The organism is Burkholderia sp. AU30280, assembly GCF_020420125.1.
Classification (GTDB): Bacteria; Pseudomonadota; Gammaproteobacteria; order Burkholderiales; family Burkholderiaceae; genus Burkholderia.
The window spans coordinates 232,487-251,595 of sequence record NZ_JAIZRY010000006.1; the positions used below are offsets into that span (position 1 = coordinate 232,487).

The 19,109-nt window shown below is 67.7% G+C and carries 14 protein-coding genes; 7 read left to right on the plus strand and 7 right to left on the minus strand.

The window, feature by feature from the left end:
• Positions 1-293: 293 nt before the first annotated feature.
• Both LGN17_RS16170 and pbpC read left to right on the plus strand, forming a co-directional pair.
• On the plus strand, positions 294-6,347 hold the full coding sequence (locus LGN17_RS16170) for an alpha-2-macroglobulin family protein (protein WP_226197684.1): 6,054 nt from the start codon (positions 294-296) through the stop codon (positions 6,345-6,347).
• A 10-nt stretch (positions 6,348-6,357) separates the two neighbouring features.
• Positions 6,358-8,601 carry a penicillin-binding protein 1C gene (gene pbpC / locus LGN17_RS16175; protein ID WP_226197685.1) on the plus strand — a complete coding sequence of 748 codons (2,244 nt, stop codon included), beginning with the start codon at positions 6,358-6,360 and terminating at the stop codon, positions 8,599-8,601.
• Between the two features lie 23 nt (positions 8,602-8,624).
• On the opposite strand, the gene LGN17_RS16180 is transcribed toward pbpC, so the two are convergent.
• The 3 genes from LGN17_RS16180 to LGN17_RS16190 all read right to left on the minus strand — a co-directional run bounded on the left by LGN17_RS16180 (position 8,625) and on the right by LGN17_RS16190 (position 11,346).
• Positions 8,625-9,251 carry a LemA family protein gene (locus LGN17_RS16180; protein ID WP_226197686.1) on the minus strand — a complete coding sequence of 209 codons (627 nt, stop codon included), beginning with the start codon at positions 9,249-9,251 and terminating at the stop codon, positions 8,625-8,627.
• 82 nt (positions 9,252-9,333) lie between these two features.
• Entirely contained in the window at positions 9,334-10,752 is a 1,419-nt protein-coding gene (locus LGN17_RS16185) for a TPM domain-containing protein (RefSeq protein WP_226197687.1), read from the minus strand.
• Positions 10,753-10,872: 120 nt separating this feature from the next.
• Positions 10,873-11,346, minus strand: a complete 474-nt coding sequence (locus LGN17_RS16190; RefSeq protein WP_226197688.1) for a hypothetical protein — start codon at positions 11,344-11,346, stop codon at positions 10,873-10,875.
• Positions 11,347-11,479: 133 nt separating this feature from the next.
• On the opposite strand from LGN17_RS16190, the gene LGN17_RS16195 reads away from it, so the two are divergent.
• Positions 11,480-11,638 (plus strand): hypothetical protein, encoded by a 159-nt coding sequence (locus LGN17_RS16195; protein WP_226197689.1) that lies wholly within the window; start codon positions 11,480-11,482, stop codon positions 11,636-11,638.
• Between the two features lie 308 nt (positions 11,639-11,946).
• On the plus strand, positions 11,947-12,636 hold the full coding sequence (locus tag LGN17_RS16200; RefSeq protein WP_226197690.1) for a hypothetical protein: 690 nt from the start codon (positions 11,947-11,949) through the stop codon (positions 12,634-12,636).
• Between the two features lie 39 nt (positions 12,637-12,675).
• Here LGN17_RS16200 and LGN17_RS16205 read toward each other — a convergent pair whose 3' ends face one another.
• Positions 12,676-13,197 (minus strand): GNAT family N-acetyltransferase, encoded by a 522-nt coding sequence (locus LGN17_RS16205; protein WP_226197691.1) that lies wholly within the window; start codon positions 13,195-13,197, stop codon positions 12,676-12,678.
• Positions 13,198-13,218: 21 nt separating this feature from the next.
• A complete protein-coding gene (locus LGN17_RS16210; RefSeq protein ID WP_226197692.1) occupies positions 13,219-14,472 on the minus strand; it encodes a multidrug effflux MFS transporter in 1,254 nt (417 codons plus the stop codon).
• A gap of 310 nt (positions 14,473-14,782) precedes the next feature.
• Between LGN17_RS16210 and LGN17_RS16215 the strand changes: the two genes are divergently transcribed.
• The 3 genes from LGN17_RS16215 to LGN17_RS16225 all read left to right on the plus strand — a co-directional run bounded on the left by LGN17_RS16215 (position 14,783) and on the right by LGN17_RS16225 (position 17,275).
• Entirely contained in the window at positions 14,783-15,325 is a 543-nt protein-coding gene (locus LGN17_RS16215) for a hypothetical protein (RefSeq protein ID WP_226197693.1), read from the plus strand.
• Positions 15,326-15,655: 330 nt separating this feature from the next.
• Positions 15,656-16,516 carry an urea carboxylase-associated family protein gene (locus LGN17_RS16220; RefSeq protein WP_226197694.1) on the plus strand — a complete coding sequence of 287 codons (861 nt, stop codon included), beginning with the start codon at positions 15,656-15,658 and terminating at the stop codon, positions 16,514-16,516.
• An 84-nt stretch (positions 16,517-16,600) separates the two neighbouring features.
• Complete coding sequence (locus tag LGN17_RS16225) at positions 16,601-17,275, plus strand: GntR family transcriptional regulator (protein ID WP_226197695.1); 675 nt, start codon at positions 16,601-16,603, stop codon at positions 17,273-17,275.
• A 24-nt stretch (positions 17,276-17,299) separates the two neighbouring features.
• Here LGN17_RS16225 and LGN17_RS16230 read toward each other — a convergent pair whose 3' ends face one another.
• Together LGN17_RS16230 and LGN17_RS16235 are read right to left on the minus strand one after the other, a co-directional pair.
• Positions 17,300-17,698 carry an ectoine synthase gene (locus LGN17_RS16230; RefSeq protein WP_226197696.1) on the minus strand — a complete coding sequence of 133 codons (399 nt, stop codon included), beginning with the start codon at positions 17,696-17,698 and terminating at the stop codon, positions 17,300-17,302.
• Between the two features lie 61 nt (positions 17,699-17,759).
• The gene (locus LGN17_RS16235) at positions 17,760-19,106 is read right to left on the minus strand and encodes an amidase family protein (protein ID WP_226197697.1); all 1,347 of its coding nucleotides are present in this window, start codon (positions 19,104-19,106) and stop codon (positions 17,760-17,762) included.
• Between the last annotated feature and the right edge of the window lie 3 nt (positions 19,107-19,109).

Consider the following 19,109-nt stretch of genomic DNA (forward strand, 5'->3'; position numbering starts at 1 on the left):
TCGAACACCGGATTCGGGAAAACCACGCTTGATATTTCTCAAACATTGGCGCGGACCTGAAATGTACGCGCACAAAGCGGATCGAACAATCTTTTTATAGTCCATTAAATGTTCCGCAATCCGAGACAATCGACATTTCGCTGCATTTTTGTGTCGTCGACGCGACAAATCTGCGGCACGCCGGCCAATGTCGCACACTGACGCCACACTGTGCGGCGCGATGCGGGCGCATGTCGGTCGGTTAGAATCGCGTGCAATCAAACAGAAAGCTTCCCTCCGAGGGCAATCGAGCGATGAAGCAGCACGACAAACAGAACAAGGCAACGCAAGCCAACCACACCACCCGGCTGCTCTGGCGCATTGGCGCCGTCGCGGCGCTCGGCGGCGCCACGGCGCTGTCGCTACATGCGGGCGCGGCGCGCACGGTGAGCGTGTCGCCGCAAGGCACCGTCACCGAAGTCCGGCAAGCCGTCGTCAAGTTCGACGAACCGATGGTCGCGTTCGGCTCGGCGTCCGCGCCGAATCCCGCGCGCGTCACCTGCAACGATTCCACGGCCGCACGCGGCCAGGGCCACTGGCTCGACGACAAGACCTGGGTCTACGACTTCGAAAACGACCTGCCGCCCGGCGTGCGCTGCTCGGTCGCGCTCAACGACGCGCTGCGCTCGGTCGCCGGCAATGCGGCCAGCGGCCCGCGCCGCTTCACGTTCCAGACGGGCGGCCCGTTCCCGGTGAACGTCCGCCCCGGCTCGCGCGAGATCGAGGAACGGCAGATGTTCGTGCTGAAGCTGAACGGCCCGGCCGAACCGCGCTCGGCGCTCGCAAACATCTGGTGCGAGGCGGCCGGCATCGGCAACCGCATTCCCGTCACGGCCGCCGACGACGATGCGCGCAACGCGCTGCTCGATCACTTCGGCCTGAAGAAGGATGCCGCGCGCGTGCTGACGCTGTCGTGCGCGCAGGCGCTGCCGGCCAGCGCAAAGATGCAGCTCGTATACGGCAAGGGCGTCACGAGCCCGAGCGGGATCCCGAACGAAACGGAACGGCGCTTCGATTTCACCGTGCGGGCACCGTTCGCCGCGAGCTTCTCGTGCGAGCGCGAGAATGCGAAGGCGCCCTGCACGCCGCTGCGCCCGCTCACGCTGTCGTTCAACGCACCGATCTCGCGCAAGAACGCCGAGGCGATCAAGCTGCGCGGCCCCGACGGTTCGCTGTCGCCGACCTTCGCGGCCGACGACAAGAGCGAGGAAGTCACCACCGTCACGTTCAACCCGCCGCTGCCCGAACAGGCCGGCCTGACGATCGAATTGCCGTCGGGCCTGCGCGACGTGACCGACCGCTCGCTGTCCAACGCCGACCTGTTCCCGCTCGCGACGCGCACCGCGCCGATGCCGCCGCTCGCGAAATTCTCGTCGGGCACGTTCGGAATCGTCGAGCGCTTCGCCGAACCCGATTCGCCCGCGCTCGTGCCCGTCACGCTGCGCAACGTCGAGGCCGACCTGCATATCGACGGCCTCAATACCCAGGGCGCGCAGTTCTCGAACCTGAAGGTCGACGACGACACCGCGATTCGCCAGTGGATGCGCACGGTCGACCGCTTCGACAACTGGTCGATGACGGCCGGTTCGATCGACAGCCAGATTCCCGGCCTGCTCGAACGCAAGGGCCAGCACCCCGTCTACGTACCGCGCGAAGCCGGCGAAAAAGCGCCCGCGCCGAAGGATCGCCGCATCGACGTGCGCTCGCTGACGCTGCTCAAGGGCCAGCCCGGCGTGCAGGCGCTGGCGCTGCCGAAGGCGGACCCGAAGGCACTGCGCCCGTTCGAAGTCGTCGGCGTGCCGATCGACAAGCCCGGCTTCTACGTGCTCGAACTCGCGTCGCCCGCGCTCGGCCGCTCGCTGCTCGCGAAGCCGTCGAGCATGTACGTGCGCACCACGGTGCTCGTCACCAACCTCGCCGTGCACCTGAAACAGGGCCGCGAAAACAACCTCGTGTGGGTCACGACGCTCGACAAGGGCAAGCCCGTGCCGAACGCGCAGATCCGCGTGTCGGACTGCAATGGCGACGAGATCGCGTCCGGCAAGACCGACGCACAGGGCCTGCTGAAGATCGACGGCGCGTTCGAATCGAAGCGCGCATGCAGCTCGTCCGATTCGGAGCAACGCTTCGACGACTACTTCGTGTCGGCCCGTGTGAACGATCCGAAGACGGGCCCCGACATGGCGTTCGTCAGCTCGGGCTGGAACCGCGGGATCGAATCGTGGCGCTTCAACGTGCCGACCGACACCGACAGCGCGCAGACCGTGCGCGCGCATACGGTCTTCGACCGCACGCTGCTGCGCGCGGGCGAAACCGTGTCGATGAAGCATTTCATCCGCACCGAAACGCTGCAGAGCCTCGCGTTCCCTGCACAATACCCGACGCGCGTGACGATCCGCCATCTCGGCACGGGTCAGACCTACAAGCTGCCGCTCACGTGGGCGGCCGACCACAGCGCGGACACGCAGTTCACGCTGCCTGCCGCCGCCAAGCTCGGCGAATACAGCGTCGAACTCGAAGGCGGCCCGGAGGACGCGCCGACCGCCACCTATTACAGCGGCAGCTTCCGCGTCGAGGCATTCCGCCTGCCGGTGCTGAAGGGGTCGATCGGCGCACGCGACGCGCAGAAAAGCCCGCTCGTCGCCGTGAAGGAAGCGCCGCTCGCGGTGCAGATCGACTACGTGTCGGGCGGCGGCGCATCGAACCTGCCGGTGCAGGTGTCGGCGCTGATGAAGTGGGCGTCGCCGCCGTTCGCGGATCGCTTCGAGGATTTCAGCTTCACGCCGTATCGCCCCGACACGAGCGACGGCAATGCCGACGACGATTCGCAGGACGGCGACAACGCATCGGCGTCGAACAACGATCCCGACGCAACGAAGCTGATCGCCGACAAGCTGCCGCTGACGCTCGACCGCAACGGTGCGGGCTCGGTCACGCTCAAGGGCCTTCCCGACGTCGATGCACCGAAGCGCATCGCGCTCGAAGCGACGTTCGCCGACCCGAACGGCGAAGTGCAGACGATTCGCGGCGACACGATCCTGTGGCCGGCCGCGGTCGTGGCCGGCATCAAGGCGGGCCGCTGGGTATCGGTCGGCCAGCGCGTGCCCGTGCAGGCGCTGGCAGTGGACCTGCAAGGCAAGCCGCGTGCGTCCGTGCCGATCGAGATCAAGGGCGTCGCGCACATCACGACGTCGTCGCGCAAGCGGATGGTCGGCGGCTTCTATGCGTACGACAACAAGAGCGACACGCGCGACCTCGGCGTGCTGTGCTCGGGCAAGACCGACGACAAGGGCCGCATGGCCTGCGACGCGACGCTCGAACAGGCCGGCAACGTGCAGCTGATCGCGGTCGCCAAGGATGGCGACGGCCGCACGTCGAATGCATCGACGTCGGTGTGGGTCACGCGCGAAGACGAGCTCTGGTTCGGCGGCGACAACACCGACCGGATCGACGTGATTCCGGAGAAAACCTCGTACGAACCGGGCGAAACCGCCCGCTTCCAGGTGCGCATGCCGTTCCGCTACGCGACCGCGCTGGTCGCCGTCGAGCGCGGCGGCGTGATGGAGACGCACATCGTCGAGCTGAACGGCAAGAATCCGACGGTCGACCTGAAGGTTGGCGAATCGTGGGGGCCGAACGTCTACGTGTCGGTGCTCGCGCTGCGCGGCCGGATTCGCGAAGTGCCGTGGTACTCGTTCTTCACGTGGGGCTGGAAGGCGCCGGTCGAATGGGCGCGCGCGTTCTGGCGCGAAGGCCGTCACTATGAAGCGCCGACCGCGTTCGTCGACCTGTCGAAGCCGGCGTTCCGCTACGGTCTCGGCGAAATCAAGGTCGGCACGGGCGTGCACCGCCTCGGCGTGACCGTGACGACCGACGCGACGCGCTACACGGTGCGCAGCAAGGCGCAGGCGCACGTGAAGGTCACGCTGCCGAATGGCCAGCCCGCGCCGGCCGGCACGCAGATCGCGGTCGCGGCCGTCGACGAGGCGCTGCTCGAACTGATGCCGAACAACAGCTGGGACCTGCTCGACGCGATGCTGCGGCGACGCGCGTACGGCGTCGAGACGGCCACCGCGCAGATGGAAATCGTGGGCCGCCGCCACTTCGGCCGCAAGGCCGTGCCGGCAGGCGGCGGTGGCGGCAGCGCGCCGACGCGCGAGCTGTTCGACACGCTGCTGCTGTGGAATCCGCGCGTGACGCTGGACGCGAACGGCAGCACAACCGTCGAGGTGCCGCTGAACGACGCGCTCACGCGCTTCCGGATCGTCGCGATCGCGGCGGTCGGCCCCGACCGCTTCGGCACCGGCAGCACGTCGATCCGCAGCACGCAGGATCTGCAGTTGATCTCCGGCCTGCCGCCGCTCGTGCGCGAAGGCGACGCGTTCCGCGCGCAGGTCACGCTGCGCAACACGACCGACCGCGCGATGCAGGTCGTCGTGACGCCGCGCGTGACGGGCCTCGATGTCGCGCCGCAGACCGTATCGCTCGCGGCCAATACGGCAACCGAGGTCGCGTGGACGATCACCGTGCCCGAGCAGGCGCTCGACGCGGCCGGCGCGCTGAACTGGCGCATCGAAGCGGCCGAGCAAGGCGGCAAGCGCGCATCCGACGCACTGGCAGTCGCGCAGAAGGTCGTGCCCGCACTGCCGGTCACCGTGCAGCAGGCGACGCTCGCGCAAGTCGACGGCACGCTGACGGTGCCGGTAGCCTCCCCGGCCGGCGCCGCGAACAACGCGCAAGGCCTGCCGCGCGGCGGCATCGCGGTGTCGCTGCAGTCGAAGCTTGCCGACGGGCTGCCCGGCGTGAAACGCTGGTTCGAGCGCTATCCGTACCGCTGCCTCGAACAGCAGACCTCGCGCGCGATCGGCCTGCGCGACCCCGCGCAATGGCAGGCGCTGATCGCACGCATGCCCGTCTATCTCGACAGCGACGGGCTCGCGAGCTACTTCCCGCCGTCGTCCGACGATTCGCATGCCGGCAGCGCGACGCTGTCGTCGTACCTGCTCGTGGTGTCCGACGAGGCAAGCCGTCTCGACCCGCGCTTCGCGCTGCCGGAAGACCTGCGCACCCAGCTCGAGGCCGGGCTCGCGCGCTTCGTCGACGGTCGCCTCGAACGCAACACGTGGGCGCCGCGCCAGGATCGCGACCTGCGCAAGCTGGCCGCGATCGAGGCGCTGTCGCGCTACGGCGCCGCGCAGGGCCGCATGCTCGGCTCGATCGAGATCGCGCCGAACCAGTGGCCGACGTCGGCGGTGATCGACTATCACGCGATCCTGACACGCGTGAAGGACATCCCGCAACGCGACGAAAAACGCGCACAGGTCGAACAGATCCTGCGGGCACGCCTCACGTACCAGGGCACGCAGCTCGTGTTCTCGACCGCACGCGACGACGACCTGTGGTGGCTGATGACCAGCAACGAGACCAACGCGGCGCGTCTCGCGCTGGAATTCGCGGGCGACCCGGCGTGGAAGGACGAGATGCCGCGCGTGACGGCCGGCCTGCTCGCGCTGCAGCGCCAGGGTGCATGGCAGACCACGACGTCGAACGCACTCGGCCTGCTCGCGGTCGAGCGCTTCTCGCGCACCTACGAAAGCACGCCGGTTGCCGGCGCGACGAAGGTCGCGCTCGGCGGCGACGCGCGCACGATCTCGTGGTCGCAGGCGCCGGCACCCGCGCCCGTCGATGGATCGTCGGCGGCGTCGGCCACGCCCGCCACCCGCGCCGCCGCGGCCCGCAGCGTGATGCTGCCGTGGCCGCGCGCGTCGCAGGCGCCGGCCACGCTGTCCGTCACGCAGGACGGCACGGGCCGCCCGTGGGCCACGATCGAAAGCCTCGCGGCGGTGCCGCTGCGCTCACCGTTCGCGGCCGGCTACCGGATCACGAAGACCGTCACGCCCGTATCGCCCGCCGTCAAGGGCGTGCTGACGCGCGGCGACGTCGTGCGCGTGCATCTCGACATCGATGCGCAGAGCGACATGACGTGGGTCGTCGTCAACGATCCGGTTCCGGCCGGCTCGACGATCCTCGGTTCGGGCCTCGGCCGCGACTCCGAAGCCGCGACGCAAGGCGAGAAGACGCCGGACGGCACGTGGCCGGCGTTCATCGAACGCGACTTCGACGGCTACCGCGCGTACTACGACTATCTGCCGAAGGGCAAATTCTCGGTCGAGTACACGGTGCGGCTGAACAACGTCGGCACGTTCGGGCTGCCGCCGACGCGCGTCGAGGCGCTGTACGCGCCGTCCGTGTACGGCCTGTGGCCGAACCCGCCGATGACCGTGAAGCCGGCCGAACCGGGCAAGTAACGAGACATTGATGATCGATCCGGTATTGCCGCGGCCGGTGCGTTTCGCCGGCCGCGTATTCGTCGCCATCGTGCTGGCCGCGCCGCTCGTCGCGCATGCGCTGCCGAGCTACGACACGGTGCGCCGCAGCTGGCGCAGCTCCGACTGGGTGCTGCTCGCACGCGACGGCACGCCGCTGCAGCGCACCCGCGTCGACCTCGCCGAACGGCGCGGCGACTGGGTGTCGCTCGCCGATGTGTCGCCCGCGTTTCGCGAGGCGATCGTCGTGTCGGAAGACAAGCGCTTTTATGAACACAGCGGCGTCGACTGGCGCGGCATCGCCGGCGCCGCATGGGGCAACCTGTGGAACGAGCGCACGCGCGGCGCATCGACCGTCACGATGCAGCTCGCCGGACTGCTCAGCGATTCGCCGCGCCGGTCGGGCCAGCGCTCGCTGCCGCAGAAGGCGACGCAGGCGGTCAACGCGCTGCTGCTCGAACGCGGCTGGCGCAAGGACCAGGTGCTCGAGGCGTACCTGAACCTCGTGCCGTTCCGCGGCGAGACGATCGGCCTCGCCGCGCTGTCGCAGGTGCTGTTCGGCAAGGCGCCGTCGGGCCTCGACGCCCGCGAAGCCGCGATCGCGGCCGCGCTCGTGCGCGCGCCCAATGCGACGCCCGCGAAAGTCGCCGAGCGCGCATGCCGGATCCTGCGCGACATGCATGCCGAGCAGGCCTGCGCGTCGCTCGACGGCTACGTGCAACTCGTCACCGCGCGTCCGGCCAGCGCCGCGCGCGACGACGGCGCCGCCCTCGCCCCGCACTTCGCGCGACGCATCGCGGCCGAGGTGCGGCCAACGGCCGGTGCACAGGTGCGCACGACGCTCGATGCGCCGCTGCAGCGCTTCGCGCGCGACACGCTGATGCGCGCGCTGACCGAACTCAACGCGCCCGCGCACCGGCGCAACGTGCAGGACGGCGCGGTCGTCGTGATCGACAACGCGACCGGCGAGATTCGTGCCTGGGTCGGATCGTCCGGCGCGCTGTCGAGTGCGCGCGACGTCGATGCCGTGCTCGCGCCGCGCCAGGCCGGCTCGACGCTCAAGCCGTTCCTCTATGCGCAGGCGATCGACGAGAAACGGCTGACGGCCGCGTCGCTGCTCGACGATGCGCCGATCAACCTCGCCGCCGGCGGCGGCCTGTACATTCCGCAGAACTACGACAAGGATTTCAAGGGCTGGGTGAGTGTGCGCAGCGCGCTCGGCGGCTCGCTGAACGTGCCGGCCGTGCGTACGCTCGTGCTCGTCACGCCGCACCGCTTCGCGCGCACGCTGACCGCGCTCGGCCTGCCGCTCGCGCAGGAAGGCGACTACTACGGCTTCAGTCTCGCGCTCGGCAGTGCGGACGTCACGCTGCTGTCGCTCACCAACGCGTACCGCGCGCTAGCGAACGGCGGCGTTGCCCGCAAGGTCGTCGACATGCCCGGTCCCAGTCCCGCGCCGGCGTCCGGCGCATCGACCGCCGCGCAAGCCACCGACGGTACGCGCGTGTTCAGTGAGGCAGCCAGCTTCGTCGTGACCGACATCCTCTCCGACAACAATGCGCGCGTGCGCACGTTCGGCTTCGACAATCCGCTCGCGACGCGCTTCTTCTCGGCGGTCAAGACCGGCACGAGCAAGGACATGCGCGACAACTGGACCGTCGGCTTCACGTCGCGCTATACGGTCGGTGTGTGGGTCGGCAATGCGGACGGCTCGCCGATGTGGGACGTGTCGGGCGTCACGGGTGCGTCGCCGGTGTGGTCGGCTGTCGTCGGCTACCTGCACCGCGACCAGCCGAGCCGCGCGCCGCGCGCGCCGGCCGGCGTCGAGACGCGCCGCATCACGTTCGAACGCGATATCGAACCGTCGCGCAACGAGTGGTTCATCGCGGGAACGGCGCTCGACACGATGCGGCTCGCCGCCCCCGTCACGCCAGGCAAGGACGGCGCACGCGCGCCGCTGACGATCGGCGCGCCGACCGACGGTACGATCTTCGCGATCGACCCGGACATTCCGCCGAAGAACCAGCGGATCTGGTTCGAGCGCTCGGCCGGGCGCGCGTCGAAATTCGCGTGGCGGCTCGACGACAAGGTGATCGGGCACGCCGATCGCGTCGCGTGGATGCCGTGGCCGGGCCGCCACCGGCTCGAACTCGTCGATGCGCGCGGCAATGTGGCCGATGCGATCGGCTTCGAGGTGCGCGGCGCTTTCGCGAAGGCGGCCGCGCGCAAGCCCTGAGCGTGTGAGACCGTTAGCCGGCGTTACTCGCCGGCCACGTTTGCCTTTGGCGGCTGCGGCTGTGCGGAGAAATCGAGCGTCGGCGCGACCGAGATCGTCGCTGCGTTCGCCACGCCGAAATTCGGACGCGGCTGGTAGCCGAAGATCCTCGCGATCACGACGCCCGGGAACTGGCGGATCTGCACGTTGTAGTGCTGCACCGTCTTGATGTAGCGGCCGCGCGCGACCGCGATGCGGTTTTCCGTGCCCTCGAGCTGCGTCTGCAGATCACGAAACGCTTCGTTCGCCTTCAGCTCCGGGTAGCGCTCGGACACCACCATCAGCCGGCTCAGCGCCGCCGACAGCTCGCCCTGCCGCTGGTCGAACGCCGCGAGCGCGGCCGGATCCTTCGCCATTTCCGGCGTCATCTGCACGCTGCCCACGCGCGCACGGGCCGACGCCACCTCGGTCAGCACGCGCGCCTCGTGCGATGCGTAGCCCTTCACCGACGCCGCGAGGTTCGGTACGAGATCGGCGCGGCGCTGGTACTGGTTCAGCACTTCGGACCACGCGGCATTGATGTCCTCGTCGGACGACTGGATCGCGTTGTAGCCGCACCCCGCAAGCGGAGCCAGCACACAGCACACGAGCAGGATTCGAAACCATTTCATCGTGGATTGTTTCCGGTTGAACGCTCCGGGTGGAGCGGTAGGTGAAAGGAATCGGGTGCGCGGGCAAGCCGCGCGCAGGGGGCTACCAGCGGCCCGACGCGCCGCCGCCGCCGCTCGAACCGCCGTCGCCGCGGAACGAATCGGAGCTCGAGCGTGACCGGGAGCCGGACGAGGAAGACGACGAAGACGAACCGATGCCCATCAGCTTCGCCCAGATCACGGCGAGCACGCACAGCACGCCGAAGATGCCGGACAGCACTTCCTCGACCGAATAATCCATCTCGCGCCCGATCGCGATGATCATGAACAGCGTCCCGCCCACGATCGCCGTGTATTTGCGCACGCGCGCCGACAGAAACAGGTTGATGCCGAGCAGGCACGGCGCGATACCGGCCGCCGCCGGGACGAACAGCGCCGCGCCCAGCATTGCTCCGAGACTGCCGTTGAAGATCGCGCCGACCGGCAGCATCACGATCGGCACGACGGCCGCCACGAGCCAGGCGGCCAGCAGCGCCAGCCTGCGGCGCAGCCGGCGCCACTGCGCGACCACGCCCAGCACGACATTGGCAAGCGCGAGCAGGAACCAGAAGCGCACGCCGCCCGTGTTCGTGCGTTTCCGCTCGGGCAGGCCGTTCGGCTGGTACTTTTCGCCGTCAGTCCGTGCGTCGCGGGCGGGTGCGTTCGTGGCGCCGGTCGCGGCCGCCACTTCCGTTTCGTATGCGTCGTCGCGCCCGCCGGGCGCTGCGGCGGGTGCCGCGTGCTCCGGCGTGGCGACGTCCGCCGGCAACATTTGGCGCGTCAACGCATCCACCGCATCGCTGATGCCGGCTTCAATACGGTTCTCGCGGAATGCCGGCACGATCCGCTCGCGGATGATCCGGCCCGCGACGATGTCCGGAATCGTGCCTTCGAGCCCGTAGCCGACTTCGATCCGCACGGTATGGTCGTTGAGCGCGGCGACGAGCAGCAGCCCGTTGTCGACTTTGGCCTTGCCGAGCTTCCAATGGTCGAATACGGTGGTCGCGAACTGTTCGATCGTCGCTTGCCCGGTCGACCCGACCAGCAGGATCGCGACCTGTACGCCGAGTTGTCGTTCGAGCGCAGCGAGGCGGTCGGTCAGTTCGGATGCGCAGGCGGTGCCGAGCACGCCCGTCGTGTCCGTCACGCGGCCTTTCAGCGGTGGCGCGGCTTCGGGTTTTGCGGCGACCGGATAGGCCGCTGCGGCAGCCACATGCGTGCAGGCCGACTGGGCCGGGGTGAAAAGCGTGGCGGCCGACGAAGCCGCGACGGCGGTGCTGCCGTCTTCGGCGGGCGCCGCCGTGGCCGCGCCGCCGAACAGTACGACCGCGCTTGCCAGCAAGGCCGTGGCCTGCCAGAAGCCGGGCCTGCCAGCCGCACCCTTCATGCCGCGCGTGCGCCGAACGCCGTTTCGGGTCGTGCCTGCCCGCGATGCCGGATCGCCCTCACCGCCCGGCCGGCCCGTCTGTCGTTTCAAGTTCATGTCGGAAACGGCGCGCCGGCTCCATCGGGAACGGCGCATTCTCTCGTCGTTTTTAATCGTCCCGCAGCATAACCAATTGCGAAAGGAACTGAAAGGTTTCCGGCCGACTTCCGGGGCTCGTCATTTCAATATGCCGCCATATCTCCCCGATGCCGGCGCATACGTTTCAAAACGGTTGTCTTCCGCGGTTTCGATCAGCAGCCGGCCGCACGCGGTGCATTCGTACGCGGTTCTTTCAAGACCGTGAAGGCGCGTGTGCAGATGGTCGTGAAGCACGTTGCCATGATCGAGTTGCAAGCCGATGTAGTCGCTGGAATAACCGCGACTCACGAGCCAATCAGACGTCTCGCCCTGCTCCACGGCCACGACGTAGCTTTGCACCTCACTCACCAGCCAGTCGAAAAACGGTCCGTACGCCGTATCCTTGAGAATCCTTGCCTTGTAAGGCAGCGAATCGGTGTTGTCCCGAATTGTGTTTCCGCATAGACAGCTGATCTTGCTCATCATTTCCCCGGTGCTTGCCTTACCGTGATTGCAGTGAAGCCGGATACCTTTATCGGTCGCCGCTTTTTCTTCGCTCCAGGCCGTTTCCACCTGACTTTCCGAACGGTCCTCTCAAGCCGCAAGCCATTCTGCGCCGCGATGGATTCGGTCGACAATATCGAGCACACGATGCATTCGGACACAGACGACAAACCGACGCAGGCCAATTCCGGAGTCGACCAGAATGACAACCGAAACCGAGGGGAAGCTGCTCCAGTACGGCGTACAGATCGTCCCGCTCTTCCTGGGGCTGTATTCAGGCGATGCACTGTGGGATGCCTATCTGCATGGCGGCATCCTGGAGTGTCACCAAGCCCGGTTGCATCCCATGACGTGCTGGTAGATCACGCCGGATATGGGCAAGCACTATCAGCAGTTGCTGATCGGCCATTGGCACACGCTCGTGCTCAGCATGGTACTGAGCCTGTTGCTCGCCTACGTGATGGCGCCGGCTCGTCCGCCGCGCAACTGACGCGCGTAACCGCCAGAGCAGGACGGCGCACGACACGCTCGACGGCAGGTCGCTCCCGGTCGCAGGCAGGCCTGACGAGCCAAACGGGCAAGCAGCGCCCCGATTCGGGACCTAGAATATGAACGGCGCCGCACCTTCGGCGCCGACCGGTTGCCCCACTCTCCTCAAGGCCAGCGACCATGAACACTCCCCCCAGGCGTTTCATCCGCCCCGCGCTGGGCACGCTCTGCCTCGCCACCCTCGCGACGCTGCAGGCTTGCAACGGCGATGCCTGCTTCGGCGTGGATGTCTGCTTCAATAACAACACGCAGACCGTCGCGATCTCGGGCACGGCCGCGACGGGCGACGCTCTCGCCAGCGCGCAGGTGACGGTCAGTTGCGTGACGGGTTCGGCGACAACGCTGACAGATGGCGGAGGCAACTACAGTGTAACGGTCAATGCCGCGCTGCCGTGCGCGATCACCGTGACATCGGGCGGCACGAGCCTGCATTCGCTCGCGTACGCGGGCGGCACGTTCAATACAACCCCCGAGACCGAGCTGATGCTGGTCTATCTCGCCGCCCAGCTCGGCACGAACACGGCCACACTGATCGGCAATTTCCAGGGTAATCCGCGCTATCAGCAGGCGATGAACAGCTCGAGCACCGTGCAGGCCGCGCAATCGGCCGTGGTCACGAACCTGCAGCAGCGCTATTCGGTCACGCTCGCGGCACCGGCCTTCCTGACCACGTCGTTCACGGTCGGGCAGCCGGGTGTCGACGGCGATCTCGTCGCGCTCGCGAAAGCCGGCGCGATCGACTCCAACGGGATGCCGGATCCGGCTGCCGTGTCGCTGCTGACGCAGGCCGGCGCGGCGCATCCGCTGTAAGCGGCCGGTGGCGGGAAGAAGTTCGCCCGGTAGCGGGCGTCAGGTGTGCGCTTCGGGCTCACTGTCGGCCAGCAGCGCCCACCGTTCGTGGTCGCGCCATTCGCCGCCGATGCGCAGATAGCGCGGCGAAAATCCTTCTTTCTTGAAACCGAGCCGCCGAACCAGCGCAATCGACGCGTGGTTGCCGGGCTGGATGTTCGCTTCGAGCCGATGCAGCCCGAGTTCGCCAAACGCGATGCCGATCGCCGCGCGCATGGCCTCGGTCATCAGCCCCTTGCGGCTGAACGCCGCCATGCCGTAGTACCCGAGATACGCGCTCTGGAACACGCCGCCCACGATCTCGTTGAGGTTCACCACGCCGACCACCGCCCCTGACGTACGCTCGCGCGCGACGAGGCCGACGTTCGGCCCCGTCAGGCAGCGGGCGAACCACTGGTCGAAACCCGCCTGGTCGGTGAACGAGTCGACCCACGGCAGATGGTGAGTCCGGCTCGCGCGATTGGCGGCGATCAGGTCGGCGGCGTCGGTTCGCGCGACGCGGTTCAGCACGATCGGGCTCATGGGTCGGTCGACAGGCGGCACTTACGCGGCTTCTTCGCGCCCGCACACGACGGGCGCGGCCTGGGCCTGTTGCTGCGACAGGTACCGCAGCAGCTTGGTGACCATCCACACGACGATGCACGACAGCGCGACGAAGAACACCGCGAGCGGCGTCAGCACATGAATCGACACGAAACCGGCCAGCCCCATCATCGCGGACGACACCAGCAGCAGCGCGCATCCGAGGATCGCGCTCGTCAGGCCGGCGATATGCGGAAACAGCGAGTTGCCCTTGGCCATCAGCGTCGGGTACATCGCGCCCGCGCAGAAGCCCATCACGAGCACCGGCATCGCCAGCGTCCAGACGCGCAGCCCGACGGTCAGCGCCAGCACCAGCATCGCGACCGACGCGCCTGCCATCACGCGCGCGCCGATGCGCAGCCGTTGCTCGGCGCTCGGCAGCCCGGGCCCGTGAATCCGGTTCGACAGGCCGCCGAGGAAATACATCAGCCCGATCCCGAGCGCGAGATAGCCGAAGAAGGTCGGCGGCTTGTGCAGCGTGGTCTGCACCATGAACGGCCCGACGATGTTGAACACGAGCAGGATGCTGTAGCACAGCCCTTGTGCCAGGAAGCAGCTCTGGAACACCGGGCTCGCCAGCACCTTGCCCGCGTTCGTCATCAGCGTGCGCGGCTCGAGATGCACCGGTTTCGGCAAGGTTTCGCGGTAACGCCACAGCAGCGCCCACATCACCAGCGAGTACACCAGCAGGAACACGAGGCACGCGCGCCAGCCGAACCATTCCTGCAGGTGCGCGCCGATCACCGGCGCAACGATCGGCGCGAGCCCCCACGCGATCGACATGTACGTAAACGCGTGCATCAGCGCCTGGCCGGAGAACGAATCGGTGATGATCGCCTTCGCGAGCAGGTTGGTGGTCGCGATCCCGAAGCCTTGCAGGCAGCGCGCCAGCACGAACGTCTCCAGGTTCTGCGCGCCGAGCGACAGCAGGCAGCCGATCGTGTAGATCACGAGCCCGAACGCGAGTACGCGCTTGCGCCCGTATGCATCGGCGATCGGCCCGAAGATGAGCTGGCCGAGCGCATAGGCCGCCATGTAGCCGGACACGCTCGACTGGATCGCCTGGGGCGTGGTCGCGAACGAACGTGCCATGTCGGGCAGCGCGGGCACGTAGATGTCGATCGCGAGCTGGCCGGCGGACGCGAACAGGCAGATCAGGAACAACAGGAAACGCGGCGAATTCGACTCGCGCGCGGCAGTGGGTGTGGCGTTCATGACGACCGGGAAGGATTCAGGCAGCGGTGACGCAGCCGTGTGATGTTCGAATTGCGAACGTGCGTGCGACGTGGCGAATTCCGTATTGTGCCTGTTGTCGGGTCGCGCGGCCGGATTCCCCTGGCACGGGCGAGGTTGAATGCCGGTTGCGGGATGGCCGGGAATCCGCTGTCGGCACGACACCGGCGGCCTCGCCCCACTTTAATTCTGGTTTAAGCCGGCCCCCGCATAGTCGCCGATGGCTCTCTCCGCGAGCCGCACGATTCGTTCATTATTGCTTCGATCAGTCTTGTTTGATGGAGATATGAAGATGCGATTCCGTTCGTTCATGGCGGCGGGCACACTGGCGCTCGCGCCCGTGTTCGCGCTGGCCGGGCAGACCGGCGCCGCCGTTGCCCAGCCGATATTCGTCAACGTCAACGGGCAGGCCGTGCCCGTGAAAGCCGAAACACGCGTGGTACAGACGGCCGTCGGCCCGATGAAGGTCAGCACGTGGCGCTGGCAGAGTCCGCAAGGCGGCGCGAGCTTCGAGATGCAGACGTCGTCGTCGGGCGGCATGCCGCCGGCCGCGGCGCTTCGGCAGATGCAGGCCGCGCAGTACCAGATGCAGGCGGCCCAGGCGCAGATGGTCGCCATGCAGCAGCAGATGATGGCGCTCCAGCACGTCGCGCTCGCCAACGCATTCGGGATGTCGGCGCCGCAGCCGGTCGGGTTCGCGATGCCGCCGTGGGCAATGCCCGAGCCGGTGCTCGTCATCGTGCCGGCGCAGCCGTCCACGCGGTCGGTGGCGCCTGCGCCCGCAACGGACACGCCGGCCCGGCCGGCCGCGCGTGGACCTGAAATCAAGGCCTGACGCAACGCTGCGTCGCGCGAGCGAGCGAGCGACTGACAGCGATACCGAAACCGCCGGCACACGCCGGCGGTTTTTTATTGCCGGTCGCGCGCCTCCCGCGCGTTTCCCGTCCCGGCGAACGCGCGCTGCCGGCCCGCTCCAGAGCGGATCGAAACGCCGGCTCCTCCGTACTTTCCACCCATTGACACCCCTCCCCGCCTTCCCTCTATACTCCTCGAAGCGTCGATAAATTGTTGAACAATTAATTGTTGAAATCGACGCCTGACCGGCCAGCACAAAGGATTCCAGCCGGATCGTCGCGCCTGCCAACTTCCCCGAGAGTACCGCGTCATGTCGAACTATCCCGCTGCCTACCAGGTCACCAAGGGCTCCGTCCTGAACGTCGACACTGCCTTTTATTCCGCGATCGCCCGACGCCAGGACGCGCGCGAACGCATCGAGTCGCATGTCGTGCCGATCCGCAGCGGCTTCGCATGGACGGTCCCGGCCGGCCACGTGTTCCGCATCGTCACCCTGGAAGGTCCGCAGGTCGCCGACTTCAACATGTGGAACCTGCACAATCCGCGCGAACGCATGTGGGCGTCGCGCACCCGGCAATTGCAGGCCGCGCACGTGAGCACGTTCGACCGGCTCTGGTCGACACTGCCGTACCTGCGCCCGATGGCGACGATCACCGACGACACGCTTGCCGACTATGGCGTCGACAGCGACGGCGGCCGCGTCCACGACCTGCTCGGCACACGCTGCGACCCGTACGTGAACAAGCTGCTGACCGGCGAGGATTTTCATTTCCACTGCCACTCGAACCTCGTCCGCGCCGTCGCGCCGTACGGGCTGACCGAATTCGACGTGCACGACGTGCTCAACGTGTTCCAGTGCACGGGCCTGAACAGCGACGACAAATACTTCATGAAGGCATGCCCAGCGAAACCGGGCGACTATCTCGAATTCTTCGCGGAAATCGACCTGCTGTGCGCGATGTCCACCTGCCCCGGCGGCGACCTGTCGGTGCCGATGTGGGGCCCCGACGCGCGCGACCCGATCGACGTGTGCCGGCCGCTCGGCGTCGAGGTCTACCGGCTCGCCCCGAGCCTGCTCGAAGGTTGGTCGTCGCCGTCGGTCGCGCCGTATCGCGGCCAGCACGGGATGCAGCCGCCGCAGGCCGACTGGCAGCGCGACAAGACGGCGTAACGCGCGCCGCAGCCCGTAGAATGGCGAAACACCGCCGGCCGCCACGCCGGCGGCGCACGATCAGGAGAGGAGCGAACGAACGGCATGGCAAGCGAAAAAGCGAGAGGACAGTCGGTCTCTGACCGAATCAGCCATCAACTACGCGAGCACATCATCAGCGGCAAGTTGCCGCCCGGCACTGCACTGATCGAAATGGACCTTGCCGCCGAATACGACACGTCGCGCAATTCGCTGCGCGAAGTGCTGCACCAGCTCGGCCGTGAAGGGCTCGTCACGTTCGTGCGGCACAAGGGCGTCGTCGTGCGCACGCTCAACCGCCAGGACGTGCGCGATCTCTACGTCGCGCGCCGCACGCTCGAACTGCATGCGCTGAACACCGCCGAACTCGCTCAGCCAGCGCTGCTCGAGAAAATGCAGGCCGCGATCCGTGCGGCCGAGCGCGAACTCGACAAGCAGAACTGGCAGGCCGTCGGCACGCACAGCTTGCGGTTTCATCAGCATATTGTCGCGCTGCAGAAATCGGCGCTGCTCGACGAGTTCTTCCGAACCATCTCGGCCCAGCTGCGCCTCGTCTTTGCCGCCGACCCCGACGAGCGGCGCGTACAGACGCCCGACTGGATCCAGCGCGAATACCAGATCTACGACCTGCTCACGCAGAACCGTCGCAGCGAGGCCGTCACCACGCTGGCACGCTATCTCGACGATTCCGAGCGGATGCTCGTCGAAGCGATCAAGCGCAGCCAGCGCGAGGCCGCGTAAGCATCGCGCGGCCGTCGCGCGCCGTCAGGCGCGCTCGTCCTCCGGCAGCGCATAACTGCCGTCTTCCCGGTGCGTTTCGAGCCCCGTGAGCGGCGGGTTGAACACGCACACGAGATGCAGATCGCCGCGCGTCGCGCGCAGGATATGCGGATCGTTCAGGTTCAGTGCGTAGATCGTTCCGGGCGCGATCCGGTGTACGTCGCCCGTCGCCGTATCGACGACTTCCCCCTCTCCCGCCACGCAATAGTTGGTTTCGAAATGGTTCTTGTAGTGCAGATGCAGTTCCGCGCCTTCGTGAACAGACGTCTCGTGAACCGAGTAGCCGACGCCGTCCTGTTTGACGATCATGCGCTTGCTGTCCCAGCCCGGACCGCGTGCGTGGCGTTCGGTATTGGCGATATCGCCCGATCTTACGACAATCATGAGTTTTCCTTAATAGCGTCGATGAACAATGACAAGGCAAGCCTTGTCGCCGGAAAGCAGGTCATGCGGAATCGGCAAGCGCGCGCTCGACCGCCGCGGCGATATCGAACAGCCGCGCGTCCATACCGCGGCGCCCGGTGATCAGCAGGCCGACCGGCTGTCGATCGTGCAGGTCGCCGGGCAGGCTGATGCTCGGCAGGTCGAGCCGATTCGCGAATTCGGTCAACCGGAACGCACGCCCGTTCTGCTCGAGGTACGCGGCTTCGTCGGCGAGATCGGTCATGCGCGGCGGCAGCATCGGCACCGTTGGCGTCAGCACCGCATCCGCATCGCCGAGTTCGGCATCGTAGGTGTCGGCCATTGCGGCGAGACGCAGCAGCGCGGCCGCATAATCGTGTGCGCGCACCTGCTCGCCCGCGGCAATGCGCGGTCCGACCAGCGGATCGTAGCGGTTCGCTGCCGTCGCGAGCCGCGCACGGTGCAGCATGAACGCTTCGGCCGCGATGATGCCGCCCGCACGGGCGACGGCACCGGCCTCGGCCGCACAGTCGAGCCGCTTGCGCCTGATCCGCGCGCCGTGTGCGGAAAGCCGCGACAGCCACGCGTCGAATGCCCGCGCAACGACGGGATCGAGACCGTCGGTCGCGAACGGCTCGGGCACGATGAAATCCAGATCACGAACCGACACCGGCGTGCGCGCCGGCCGCCGTTCGTCACGACCGCACAGCACTGCGTCCGCGCGACGGCACAGGTCGACCGTCGCGGCCAGCAGGCCCGGTACATCGAAGCTGGTCGACAGAAACTGCATGCCGCCGTCCGGATAACGTCCGCGCGACGGCTTGAATCCGGTCACGCCGCAGAATGCCGCCGGAATGCGTGCGGAGCCGCTCGTATCGGAACCCAGCGACAGATCGGCCGCGCCAAGCGCGACCGACACGGCCGCGCCCGAACTCGATCCGCCGGCAACGCGCTCGCGCCGCGTATCGAGCGGTGTCGTCGGCGTCCCGTACGCGCGGTTCACGCCGAGCGCACCGTACGCGAACTCGGTCATCGCCGTCTGCGCAACCAGCACCGCTCCTGCACCACGCAATGCCGACACCGCCGTCGCGTCGACGGCGGCCGGCGGCGCGTCGGCAAGCACGCGCGAACCGGCATGCGTAATCCAGCCCGCGCAATCGAAGCATGCCTTCACCGTCAGCACGACACCGGCCAGCGGCAAGCCGGCCGCACCGGCGCGCCGCGGCGCATCGCATGCGTGCGCATCGGCCATCGCTGCGGCGTCGCGACGCGCCAGCCACGCCGTTTCGATGTCGTCGGGATACGCGTCGGCATGCGCGAGACATGCGCGCAGCCGGTCGACGCACGCCTGTTCGATCGCAGCGCCGTGACGCAAATCCGCCGAATTCATTTC

Coding starts and splice junctions, on each gene's coding strand:
- LGN17_RS16170 (WP_226197684.1), top strand. CDS start 294: ATGAAGCAGCACGACAAACAGAACAAGGCAACGCAAGCCAACCACACC.
- pbpC (WP_226197685.1), top strand. CDS start 6,358: ATGATCGATCCGGTATTGCCGCGGCCGGTGCGTTTCGCCGGCCGCGTA.
- LGN17_RS16180 (WP_226197686.1), bottom strand. CDS start 9,251: ATGAAATGGTTTCGAATCCTGCTCGTGTGCTGTGTGCTGGCTCCGCTT.
- LGN17_RS16185 (WP_226197687.1), bottom strand. CDS start 10,752: ATGAACTTGAAACGACAGACGGGCCGGCCGGGCGGTGAGGGCGATCCG.
- LGN17_RS16195 (WP_226197689.1), top strand. CDS start 11,480: ATGACAACCGAAACCGAGGGGAAGCTGCTCCAGTACGGCGTACAGATC.
- LGN17_RS16200 (WP_226197690.1), top strand. CDS start 11,947: ATGAACACTCCCCCCAGGCGTTTCATCCGCCCCGCGCTGGGCACGCTC.
- LGN17_RS16205 (WP_226197691.1), bottom strand. CDS start 13,197: ATGAGCCCGATCGTGCTGAACCGCGTCGCGCGAACCGACGCCGCCGAC.
- LGN17_RS16210 (WP_226197692.1), bottom strand. CDS start 14,472: ATGAACGCCACACCCACTGCCGCGCGCGAGTCGAATTCGCCGCGTTTC.
- LGN17_RS16215 (WP_226197693.1), top strand. CDS start 14,783: ATGCGATTCCGTTCGTTCATGGCGGCGGGCACACTGGCGCTCGCGCCC.
- LGN17_RS16220 (WP_226197694.1), top strand. CDS start 15,656: ATGTCGAACTATCCCGCTGCCTACCAGGTCACCAAGGGCTCCGTCCTG.
- LGN17_RS16225 (WP_226197695.1), top strand. CDS start 16,601: ATGGCAAGCGAAAAAGCGAGAGGACAGTCGGTCTCTGACCGAATCAGC.
- LGN17_RS16230 (WP_226197696.1), bottom strand. CDS start 17,698: ATGATTGTCGTAAGATCGGGCGATATCGCCAATACCGAACGCCACGCA.
- LGN17_RS16235 (WP_226197697.1), bottom strand. CDS start 19,106: ATGAATTCGGCGGATTTGCGTCACGGCGCTGCGATCGAACAGGCGTGC.